9 protein-coding genes are annotated in these 11,527 nt (G+C 65.3%); 1 reads left to right on the forward strand and 8 read right to left on the reverse strand.

Features of this window, described 5'->3' with window-relative positions; all coding sequences use genetic code 11:
• Positions 1-22: 22 nt before the first annotated feature.
• The gene (locus SMD10_RS05630) at positions 23-1,402 is read left to right on the forward strand and encodes a CehA/McbA family metallohydrolase (protein ID WP_331684677.1); all 1,380 of its coding nucleotides are present in this window, start codon (positions 23-25) and stop codon (positions 1,400-1,402) included.
• 16 nt (positions 1,403-1,418) lie between these two features.
• Here SMD10_RS05630 and SMD10_RS05635 read toward each other — a convergent pair whose 3' ends face one another.
• From SMD10_RS05635 to SMD10_RS05670, 8 genes are all read right to left on the reverse strand, one after another.
• Complete coding sequence (locus SMD10_RS05635) at positions 1,419-2,486, reverse strand: CehA/McbA family metallohydrolase (RefSeq protein WP_331684678.1); 1,068 nt, start codon at positions 2,484-2,486, stop codon at positions 1,419-1,421.
• Between the two features lie 217 nt (positions 2,487-2,703).
• Complete coding sequence (locus SMD10_RS05640; RefSeq protein WP_331684679.1) at positions 2,704-3,813, reverse strand: ABC transporter permease; 1,110 nt, start codon at positions 3,811-3,813, stop codon at positions 2,704-2,706.
• 1 nt (position 3,814) lies between these two features.
• Positions 3,815-4,954, reverse strand: coding sequence for an ABC transporter permease (locus SMD10_RS05645; RefSeq protein WP_331684680.1), 1,140 nt, complete (start codon positions 4,952-4,954; stop codon positions 3,815-3,817).
• Entirely contained in the window at positions 4,951-6,693 is a 1,743-nt protein-coding gene (locus SMD10_RS05650; RefSeq protein WP_331684681.1) for an ATP-binding cassette domain-containing protein, read from the reverse strand. The genes SMD10_RS05645 and SMD10_RS05650 overlap by 4 nt, the downstream gene beginning before the upstream one ends.
• The gene (gene hlyD / locus SMD10_RS05655; protein WP_331684682.1) at positions 6,690-7,694 is read right to left on the reverse strand and encodes a secretion protein HlyD; all 1,005 of its coding nucleotides are present in this window, start codon (positions 7,692-7,694) and stop codon (positions 6,690-6,692) included. The genes SMD10_RS05650 and hlyD overlap by 4 nt, the downstream gene beginning before the upstream one ends.
• Positions 7,691-8,422, reverse strand: a complete 732-nt coding sequence (locus SMD10_RS05660; RefSeq protein ID WP_331684683.1) for a CerR family C-terminal domain-containing protein — start codon at positions 8,420-8,422, stop codon at positions 7,691-7,693. Before SMD10_RS05660 ends, hlyD begins: the two co-directional genes overlap by 4 nt.
• Positions 8,423-8,701: 279 nt before the next feature.
• Positions 8,702-10,867, reverse strand: coding sequence for a formate dehydrogenase subunit alpha (fdhF, locus tag SMD10_RS05665; protein WP_490338290.1), 2,166 nt, complete (start codon positions 10,865-10,867; stop codon positions 8,702-8,704).
• A gap of 42 nt (positions 10,868-10,909) precedes the next feature.
• Complete coding sequence (locus tag SMD10_RS05670) at positions 10,910-11,446, reverse strand: 4Fe-4S dicluster domain-containing protein (protein ID WP_331684685.1); 537 nt, start codon at positions 11,444-11,446, stop codon at positions 10,910-10,912.
• Between the last annotated feature and the right edge of the window lie 81 nt (positions 11,447-11,527).

An 11,527-nucleotide genomic window follows, 5' to 3' on the forward strand; every position in this document is an offset into this window, starting at 1 on the left:
CGGCAGCCCAACGGACCAGACAATGACGATCGTGTTTGAAGGCCGCCTGACGCTCGATGCCATGGCGACCCACCAACCCCACAGCTTTATGGTGCCCGCCGGGGTGCGAACGCTGAAGGCGCGCTTCACGCACGAACCGAAGCATCCCGGCGTCGGCGACATCCCGCATCAATTGAGCATCTCGGTCTATGGCCCGAACGGCGCACGCGGCACGCGACACAACAACGCCGACCAGAGCCCGATCATCTCGCAGGATTGGGCCTCACCCGGCTATCTGCCCGGACCGATCGAGGCGGGAGACTGGACCGTGGAGATCGACGTCCATCGCGTGCTGGCACCGGGCTCAGTCGCCTACCGCATCGACGTCGAATGGTCGGACGAAGCGCCCTGTTCCGAGGCCGAGCCAGCCATCGCGGCCGTCAAGGGAAACCGCCGGCGCGGTCCCGGGTGGTATCAAGGCGACCTGCATGGGCATACGCTTCATTCCGACGGCGGGCTCAGCGTCGCCGACTATTTGGAGCTGGCGCTCGAACGCGGACACGACTTCGTGGCGCTGACCGACCACAACACCGTTTCCGGACTGGCCGAACTCGCAGCGCGCGCCGGCGAGCGCATCACCATTCTCGGCGGCGAGGAGCTGACCACCTTCCATGGCCACGCGCTCGTGCTCGGCACGCGCGAATGGAGCGAGTGGCGGGTCAAGGACGGCAGCACGATGAGCGGGCTGGCGGACAAGATCACGGCCGACGAGAAGCTCTTCGTCATCGCGCATCCCAAGGCCGAGGGGCATCCGTTCTGCACGGGATGCCGCTGGGCCTATGCCGACGTGTTTCCCGGCCCCGTCCGCCATGTCGAGATCTGGAACGGCCCCTGGCACACGAACGATCTTCGCAACGAGCTCGCCGTGCGGCTCTTCTATCGCTGGCTCAACGCGGGTTATCGCATGCGCGCGACCACCGGCACGGATACGCATCGGCGGCGTCCGGCGACCGACCGGCTGGCTGTGCTGATGGTCCGCGCCCAGGACAACACGGAAGCCGAAATTCTGCAGGCGATCCGCTCCGGCCATTGTTATGTGACCAGCGGTCCGCGGATGGAGGTTTCGGCAGTCTCCGAGAGTGGCGAGACCTGCAGCATGGGAGACCTGATGGCGGCCGGTGCGGCGACGCTGGCCTGCTCGGTCAGCCGGGTCACGAACGGCGGCGGCGCATTTCGACTGCGCCTGATCCACAATGCCCTGGAGGTCGAGAGCTGGCCGGTCGCCGGTTCGGCGAAGGTCGAGGTGGCATTCACGACAAAGGACGGCGACTGGTTCGTCTTCGAATTGCGCGATGCGGCCGGCGAGCTTCACGCGCTGACCAATCCCGTTTTCATCGGCACCGAGCCACAGACCTGGCGCTGATCGAGCGGTCGTCGCCTCAGAAGTTCGGATCGTAATTGAAATAGATCGGGTTCGACAGGCCGATCATGTTGAGGCTCAACGCCATCGAGTTCGGCACTTCGGGATAGGGCGTCTGGGGGCCTTCCACCTCGACCCGGTAGTAGCTTCTCACGTCCTTTCCCGGCGTGTCGGTGAACTGCACCGACCGGGTCTCGGCATCCGTGGTGAAGAGGCCGAACACCTCGCGATCCTTGACCACCCGGACGGTATAGCACGCTCCGGCAATGCCGCCCCCGACCAGCCGGACCTCGAAGGTCACCGGGCTGCCATCGGGCTTGGCATTGTCGCCCATCATCATGTCCATCACGCCGTCCCGGTCGCGGTCGGCATAGAGTTCGACGCGGGGATTGCAGGGGTTCGCACTGACCGAAGCGCGCCCTCGGACCAGGGCATCGAGGATCGCCGGCTTGGTCCGCTCTTTCGCAAAGATCCAGGTGGTCGGTGTTCCCACATAGTTGGCGGTCGCCTCGATGCTGAGCGGCGTCGTCTGCTCGGGCGTGTCGGGCACGCCGTGATGGGAGTCGCTGCCGCCGCGTGCCCCGAGCATGCGGCCGGACTTCAGCATGTCGTCCCAGATCCGCACGCCGGGGACGTTCTTCGGCCAAACGCTGGTGTTCCAGATCTCGACGGAATCGGCCAGATCGAAGGAATAGCCGTAGTGGTTCTTGGTGCTCGGATGGTTGGCCGACATGTGGACGCCAAGCCTCTGCTTGAGCGCCAGGATGTTCCAATCGCGGTCGTCGCGCGCATCGAAGACGCTCTGGTGGTCGTAGGGCTCGGCCGAGAGGATGTTGACGTGACCGCGCGCCGCCGTCAGCTCGGCGCCGTGGAACAGGAGGAGCGTGTCGGACCTGAACTCCGGATCGCTCCACGTATGATGGGCGACGTCCCCGCCGACATGCACGTCGTGATCGGTGATCGCCAGATAGTCGAAGCCGAGCCTTTCGGCAAAACCGATGATCTTGGCTTCGGGATTGTTCGTCGAATCGAGACTGTGGCGCGAGTGAAGATGCCAGTCGCCCTTCAGCCACACCCCGTCGGTCATGTCGGGGTTTTGCGGAAGGGATTCAGGAATGCCGGGGATCATCGTCGATATCGCTTTTCGTCGAGACGGTCGTGAAGACCGATCTGTTTTTGGGCCGGGTCGGGTTCGGCGGCTCATGGCCATATAAGCCGGCGTGGCGCTATCATTGTTGCATGACGCTTTAACGGCATTCTTCGCCGAAACGAACCCCGCGACGGTAACCCAGACCGCGGCTTTCCTATTCGAGGCTGCGGCGAAACAGCCATGCCGACCCCGCCAGCGCCACGGCCGCGATCAGGACCAGCGGCACCGTCTGCTGCACCACTTCGTGCAAGGGAATGTCCTTCAGGAACACACCGCGCACGATGACCAGGTAATAGCGCAGCGGATCGATGACCGTGATCCATTGCAGCCACTCCGGCATGTTTTCGATCGGGGTCGCGAAGCCCGATAGCAGCATCGCCGGAACCATGAACAGGAAGGCGCCCAGGATCGCCTGCTGCTGGGTGGCGGCGAGCGCAGAGACGAACAGCCCGATGCCGGCGACCGCCGCGAGATAGAAGAGCCCGCTGGCGTAGAGCGGCAGCAGCGAGCCACGCAGCGGCACGCCGAACAGAAAGACGGCCGCGATCACATAGGCGGTCATGTGGAACAGCCCGATCAGCATCGGCGGCACCAGCTTGCCGATCAGGATCTCATGCACGCGCAACGGCGAGACCATCAATTGATCGAAGGTGCCGAGTTCGCGTTCGCGGGCGATCGACAACGCCGTCACGATCAGCCCAATCAAGAGCGAGATCGACGCCACGAGGTTGGGCACCATGAACCAGCGGAAGATAAGATTGGCGTTGAACCAGTTGCGCGGCGTCACGGCGATCGCCTGGCTGGCGGCCCGCTGACCGAGCGGCGTCTCGGCGGCGAGTGTCGTACCGATCTGCGACAGATATCCCGAGACGATCTGCGACGCGTTGGAGCGGCGTCCGTCGAGGATGATCTGCAGGTCGGCGGGCGAGCCGGCCTCGATGTCGCGCGAGAAATCCGGGCCGATCTGGACGGCGGCGATCACTGCCTGACGATCGATGGCGTCACGGATCTCGGCGGGGTTTTCCGCAACCGTCACGGTGCGAAAGGTGGTCGAACCCTCGACGCGCCGGACGAATTCCTGCCCCCAGGCGCCCCGATCCCGATTCAGGACCATGACGTCGACATTGCGCACTTCCAGCGTGGCCGCATAGGAAAAGACCAGCAGCTGCATGATCGGCGGCACGATCAGAATGACACGGCTCTTGGGGTCGCGCAGCACCGCCAGGAGCTCCTTGATGATGAGCGCCTTCAACCGCGTCCACATCTCAGGCGATCCGCTTTCTTGTGTTGCGCGCCGCCAGGACGAAGAAAATGGCGCCGATCGCCAGCATGGCGCCGATGGCGCGCAGGAACATCGGCCAGATGTCGCCGGCCAGGAACACCGATTGGAGGCTCGGGATCAGATAGCGCGCCGGCACGGCGTAGGTGATCCACTGGACGACCGTCGGCATCGAGTTGATTTCGAAGATGAAGCCCGACAGCAGAAAGGCCGGCAGGAAGCCGGTGATCAGCGCAAGCTGGGAGGCCAGGAACTGGTTTTTCGTCGCGGCGGAAATCAACAGTCCCTGGCCGAGCGCCGGGATCAGGAAAGCGGCCGACAGGCTGTAGAGCGCCAGGATCGAACCGCGGAACGGCACATCGAACAGCCACACCGAAAGCAACACGCACAAGGTCATCGCGGCAAGCCCGAGCAGGAAATAGGGCAGCACCTTGCCGATCAGCAGTTCGGCCGCGGTCACCGGGGTCGCCATCATCGCTTCCATGGTGCCGCGTTCCCACTCGCGCGCGACGACGAGCGAGGTCAGCAGCGTGCCGACGAGCGTCATGACGATGGCGACCGCCCCCGGCACCAGAAAGTAGCGGCTGGTCAACTCCGCATTGAACCAGAAGCGCGTCTCGATCTCGATGGGACTGCGCGCCGCCGCCCCCGCCTGTGCCTGTCTCTGCGCCTGCCAGTTGGCGATGGTCGCCCGGGCGTAGGACTGCACGAAATTCGCGGTGTTGGGATCGCTGCCGTCGACGATGACCTGGATTTCGGGCGTACGGCCGGCATCGTAGTCGGTGGCGAAGGACGCCGGAACGACGACGATCCCGCGCACTTTGCCCAGCACAAGATCGTCGGTGAATTCTCGCCGGTCGCGACCGACCGAGACCGCGAAATAGGGCGAGGCGGAAAAGCTCGCGGCCAGATCCTCGGTCACCGGCGTCGTCTGCTCGACCACCAACGCCACTTGTGTGCGCGCGACGTCGAGCGAAATGCCGTAGCCGAACAGAAACAACAGGATCAGCGGCAGGAGGACGGCGATGAGCAGCGTGCTCGGATCGCGCATCGCCTGCAGGCTCTCCTTGCGAACCAGCGACAACAGCCGAAAGCCACGGCCGCCGGCGATCGCACCGCTGCTCATGCCGCCTCCCTCCGTTGCTCGGTGTCCTGGATCAGGGCGATGAAGGCATCTTCCATCGTCGGATCGGGACGATCGGGCGTCGCCGCTTTCCTCTTCAGATCGTCGGGCGAGCCGAGCGCGATCGACTGGCCGCGATAGATCAGCGAGATGCGATCGCAATATTCCGCCTCGTCCATGAAGTGCGTGGTGACGAGGATGGTCACGCCCTTTTCGACGAGGCCGTTGATGTGGGTCCAGAACTCGCGCCGGGTGATCGGATCGACGCCCGACGTCGGCTCGTCGAGAAACAGGGCCTGGGGCTCGTGCATCAGCGCGCAGGCGAGCGCCAGCCGTTGCTTCAGGCCGAGAGGCAGGTCCTTCGCCGCCTGGTCGGCATGGCGCGAAAACTCGAACAGCTCGGTCATGAGTGCGGTCCGTTCGCGGCGGCGGGCCCGCGAAAGGCCGTAGACGCCGGCGAAGAAGTCGAGGTTCTGCGCGATGGTGAGGTCGCCGTAGAGCGAAAACTTCTGGGCCATGTAGCCGAGCCGATTGCGCGCCTCGGCCGCTTCGCGGCGCAGGTCCAGTCCGGCGACCCGGCCCTCGCCGTCGCTCGGCGTCAACAATCCGCAGAGCATCTTGAAGGTCGTCGACTTGCCGGCGCCGTTCGGCCCGAGCAGGCCGAAGATCTCGCCGCGACGCACCTCGAAGCTGATGTGGTCGGCGGCGACGAAATCGCCGAACCGCTTGGTCAGACCCCGCGCCTCGATCACCGGAGTTCCGTCGCCTTCGAAGGCACGTTGAACCTCGGCAATGCGGGATCGACCGCCGGGACCGCCGCCCAGCATGTCGACGAAGGCGTCCTCGAAACGTGGCGGGATCGGCGCGATCTTCGCCTCCGGCTCGTCCGGCGTGACCGACAGCGTCGCGCCCTCGGCGGCGACCAGACGCAAGGCCTCGCCCTGGATCACGCCATCGACCACGCCCTCCGCATCGAGCAGCCGGGCGAGCACCTGTCGCCGGCGGCCATGCAGGCCGGACATGCGAAGGACGCGGCCGGCGACACGGTCGGTCAGATCGGCCGGCGGGCCGCTGAACAGCAACTGGCCCTGGTTGAGCAGAAGGACGCAATCGCACGCCTCCGCCTCGTCGAGATAGGCCGTCGACCACAGGACGCTGACGCCCTCCTTGGTCAGATCCTCCACCATCTTCCAGAGATCGCGCCGCGACAGCGGGTCGACGCCGACGCCCGGCTCGTCCAGCAGCAGCAGACGCGGCTTCTTCAGCAGCGCGCAGGCAAGGCCGAGCTTCTGCTTCATGCCGCCGGACAGCCGTCCTGCGCGGCGCGCCGTAAAACGCCGAAGATCGGTGAAGGTCAGCAATTCGTCGAAGATTTGCGGCCGCTCGGCGCGCGGCAAGCCGCGCAGATCGGCATAGAGATCGAGATTCTCCTGCACGGAGAGGTCTTCGTAGAGGCCGAAGCGCTGCGGCATGTAGCCGATCGCCGACTGGATCGCCGCCGCACGGGTGCGCGTGTCGAAGCCGAGCACCTCGATGCGGCCTTGGGTGGGCACCATCAGGCCCGTCATCAAACGGATCAAGGTCGTCTTGCCGGCGCCATCGGGACCGACCAGTCCGGTGATCTGAGCCGGGTGGACCTCGGCCGTCACACCGTCGAGCGCCGGCGCCGCCTCGCCGAAGATTTGCGTCACGCCGTCGAGGCGGACGACGGCGTCGTCCTCTCGTCCAGCCGGCCCGCTCATGATCCTGCGTCCTCCAGTTGGACCGTCACCGGCATGCCCTGCCGCAGGTCCGGCCCCGGATTGTCTATCACCACGCGCAGCCGATAGACGAGATCGGTGCGCAATTCCGGCGTCTCGACCGATTTGGGCGTGAACTCGGCGACCGGAGAAATGAAGCCCACCGTCCCCTCGTAGCTCTGGCCGGGCCGGGTATCGGAGGCGACGCGAACCGCCATGCCGGGATGGACCCGGCCCAGATCGGGCTCGCCCACATAGGCACGCACCCAGACCGGCCTGGTCAGCGAAAGGACGAACACGGTATCGGACGACGAGACGATCGCGCCTTCCTCTTCGACCCGAGAGAGAATGATGCCATCGCTCGGCGCGACGAGACGCGCGTCCTCGAGCGACAGGCAAGCGGTCTCGACCTCGGCCTCAGCGGCGCGAAGCTGTGCCTCGGCGGCGGCGATCTCTTCGGCGCGCGTCCCCTCCTCCAGGAGGTTCAGCGCGCTCTTGGCGGCTTCGGCCTGGGCTTTCGCCTCGTCCGACGTCGCCTCGGCCTCGTCGAGGGTGCCTTGCGAGACCGTTCCCTGCTGGCGAAGCTGCTTGGCACGCGTCAGCGCCAAATCGGCATAGCGCACACTGGCCAGATGCTGGTCATACGTCGCCTTGGCCTGGGCGATCTCGGCCGGCCGCGGTCCGGCCTTAAGCTTGTCCAGCGTCGCGCGCAAAGCCGCGGCATTCGCCTGGGCGACCCGCAAGGCGGACTCGTAGGAGCGTGCGTCGAGAGTGGCCAACACGTCGCCGGCCTTCACGGCATCGCCCTCGTCGACGGAGAGGCCGGCGATGCGGCCCGAGACGCGAAAGCCTAAGGTCGCCTGCCGGATATCGACATTGCCGTAAAGGACGAATTCCTGTTCGGCCTCTTCGGTCCATCCGAGCCGGGCCGGAACGTCGAACCACCAGCCGGCGGCCCCGCCAGCCACGAGCAGGGCGACAATGATGGGAACGACGCGCCTCATCGCGTTGCCTCCCCGACAGGAACCAGGTCGTCGATGATCCCATGCACGATGCGTTTGACCTCGGCAGCCTCCGCCTCGCCGATCTCGTCCCAGCTCATCTGACGGAGAACCGTTGCACGGCCGATCCGGTAGATCAGGATGTTGCCGACGAAGGAGAGGGTGCGCAGCCGAATGTAATCGGAGGTCGGGTCCTCGTGCAGGATGGTCGCCATCAGGCGGCCGACGGCGGCGAGCATCGGTCCCATGACGCCGTCGTAGATCTTCGAGAACGCCTCGGTCGGCTCCATCTGCTCGCGGACCAGAAAACGCGCCCAGACATCCGCCTCGCGGCCGAGAAAGATGCTGGCCACGGTTTCGAGGACGCTGTGCAGGATAAGCCGAGCCTCGGCCTCCGACAGCGCTTCGCCGGCCGCGTCCAGCTCGGCCAGGCGCCGGGCGATCTCGATCCGGCGCGGCGTGATATGGACCCCGATCAAGGCGGCCAGATATTCGGCCGTCGCCGTATAAAGCCCCTCCTTGCCGCCGAAATAGTAGGAAATCGCCTGGAGGTTCACCCCCGCCGCGTTCGCCACGCTGCGGGTCGTCGCACCCTCGAAGCCCATGCGCCCGAAGACGTCCAGGGCGGCCGCGAGAATCCGGTCGCGCGTCGCGTCGCTTCGGGCCTGTGCCCCCCTCGCCCGGCCGCCGGCACGGGCACGACCATCAGTGTTCTCGTCGTTCGCATCCATGGTCGCAACATAGGCCTGCCTACAGAATAAGTCAATCGTTTGATTTATTTTTGGCGACGAGCTGGCTGGATGGGAGCGATGCGGGTCCCGATTGCCGTCTGCGACCGGACCACAGCAGGCCGATCCATCCTTCAAAAACAAGAGATCCGGCGCCGACGGATCGCCGGCACCGGATCTCTTTGGACGGGACGACGACCGCCTCGTTAGAGGCGACCGGTCAAGGGAGGAGCAACGGCGTCGGGAGCGGCGGCCTTGGTCGCCCCTCCATCCGCATCATCGTCAGGCGACTTCGGCCACCTTCATCTGAGCGCTCTTTTCCACCGCGCCGCGCAGATTGCCCTTCAGCGTCGCGTACTCTTCCTGAACGTAGCTTTCGGCCCAGGCCTGATCGGCGATCGGCTCGACCTTCACGGCGCTGTACTTGTATTCCGGCGTCTTGGACGTCGGATCGAAGCTTTCGCCGGTCAGTTCGTTGCAGGCGCCGATCCACCATTGATAGGTCATGTAGACCGCGCCCTCGTTGGTGCGCTCGGTCAGTTGCGCCCGGGTGATGATCTTGCCGCGACGCGACGAGACATGAACCAGCTCGCGATCCTTGATGCCGAGCCGCTTGGCATCCTTCGGGTTGATCGTCACGAAGCCCGGCTCGTCGGCCAGCGTCTGCAGCGCCGAGCAATTGCCGGTCATCGAGCGGCAGGAGTAGTGGCCGACCTCGCGCACGGTGCACAGCACCATCGGGAACTCGTCGTTGGTCTGGTCCATCGGCGGGTGCCATTCGCAGGCATAGAGCAGGCCCTTGCCGTTGGGACGCTCGAACCTGTTGCCCTCGTAGAGGTACTTGGCGCCATGCGCGTCCTCGACCTCGTAGCAGGGCCACTGGACGTAGCCGAGCCCTTCCATCTTCTCGTAGGTCGCGCCGTAGAACTTCGGCGCGAGTTCGCGCAGTTCGTCCCAGATCTCCTTGGTATTCTCGTAGTGCATGGGATAGCCCATGGCTGTCGCGATCTCGGCGATGATCTCCCAGTCGTGCTTGCACTCGCCCTTCGGCGGCAGCGCCGCGTCGAAGCGCTGGAAGGTGCGGTCGGCCGCCGTGAAGACGCCCTCGTGCTCGCCCCAGGAGGTGGCGGGCAGGACCAGGTCGGCGAACATCGCCGTCTTCGTCATGAAGATGTCCTGGACGATGACGAACTCCATGCCCTCCAGGGATTCGCGTACCGCGGCCAGATCCGGATCGGTCTGGGCCGGGTCTTCGCCCATGATGTAATAACCCTTGAGCTTGCCCTCCTTGACCAGGTGCGGCACGTCGGTGACCATGGCGCCGACCCTGTCGGGCAGGCTCTCGACGCCCCAGCGCTTAGCGAACTTGGCGCGGATCTCCGGATCGGTGACCGGCTGGTAGCCGGGGAAGACATTCGGCAGGACGCCGAGATCGCACGAACCCTGCACGTTGTTCTGGCCGCGCACCGGGCCGACGCCGACATGCGGACGGCCGAGATTGCCGGTCAGAAGCGCCAGGCCGGACAGGCCCTTCACCACGTCGACGCCCATGGTCCACTGGGTGACGCCCATGCCCCACAGGATCGTGGCGCTCGGCGCCGCCGCATAGATGCGCATGGCCTCACGGATGTCGTCGGGATCGAGACCGGTGATCTCGGCGACGTATTCCGGCGTATACTTGGAAACGATCGCCTTATACTCCTCGAAGCCTTCCGTGTGGTTGGCGACATAGGATTTGTCGTAGAGGTTCTCGTTGATCAGAACGTTGGCGAAGGCGTTGACCAGCGCCATGTTGGAGCCGTTCTTGAGCGGCAGGTAGAGGTCGGCTAGGCGCGCAGTCTCGATCTTGCGCGGATCGCAGACGATGATCTTGGCGCCCTTCTCCTTGGCTTCGATGACGCGCCGCGCGATCACCGGATGGCTGTCGGCGACGTTGTAGCCGAAGATCAGCAGGCACTCGGTGTCCGCGATCTCCTGGATCGAGTTCGACATGGCGCCGTTGCCGAGCGTCTGGGCGAGACCGGCGACCGACGGCGCGTGGCAGACGCGGGCGCAGTTGTCGACGTTGTTGGTGCCGACGACGGCGCGGGCGAACTTCTGCATGACGAAGTTCGTCTCGTTGCCGCAACCGCGCGACGAGCCGGTCGTCATGATGGCGTCGGGGCCGTATTTCGCCTTGATTTCGGAGAACTTCGTCGACGCGATCTCGATCGCCTCGTCCCAGGAGATGCGCTCGAAATCCGCATCGCGCGAACGGCGATACATCGGGTGCAGCAGGCGCGGCGTCAGGATTTTCGTGTCGTTGACGAAATCATAGCCGTAAAGCCCCTTGAGGCAGAGACGGCCCTCGTTGGTGATACCATTCAGCGGCTCGACGCCGACGACCTTGCCGTTTTCCGTCAAGAGGTCGAATTTGCATCCCGTGCCGCAATAGGGGCACACAGACATATGCTTTTCCATAAGGATTCCCTTTCCTAGGCCCGGACGCGGTCAGACGGCGATGGCGGCGACGGCGGTGCGCTCCCGCAGGTCGGCGAGCGACCGGGCAAGACTGTCTTCGTCGACGAGCCGCAGCGCATTGGTCGGACAGGCCGCGACGCAGGCCTGCCCGGCGGGGCGGTCGATGCACAGATCGCACTTGTGGGCACGGGCCTTCACGCCCGTGGAAACCTTGATGCCGGCGAAAGTCTTCATTGCCGGCACGGTGACCACGTCCATGACTCCGAACGGGCAGGCCATCACGCAGTTCTTGCACCCGACACAGCGCTCCTGATCGACCTGCACGCTATCGGCCCGGTAGACGATCGCGCCTTCCGGACAGGCGTTCAGGCAGGGCGCGTCTTCGCAATGATGACACATCACGGCCGTCGATACGGTCGCCGTCCTGACGACGCGAATGCGCGGCTCGAAATTCGCCGGAGCCAAGGCCTCCGTCGAGCCTTCGGAGCGATGCGCCATCGCACAGGCGATCTCGCAGGTGCGGCAGGCGATGCACTTGCCCGGGTCCGCGGCCACGAATCTATTCATTCCTCAGTTCCCTTTCCTGATCCGGCCCTCGAACGCGGGACCGCTTCCGAGCCAGCCGTCGAGTTCCGGCCTCACCGCGCT

Source organism: Consotaella aegiceratis, assembly GCF_036541425.1.
GTDB classification, from domain to species: domain Bacteria; phylum Pseudomonadota; class Alphaproteobacteria; order Rhizobiales; family Rhizobiaceae; genus Consotaella; species Consotaella aegiceratis.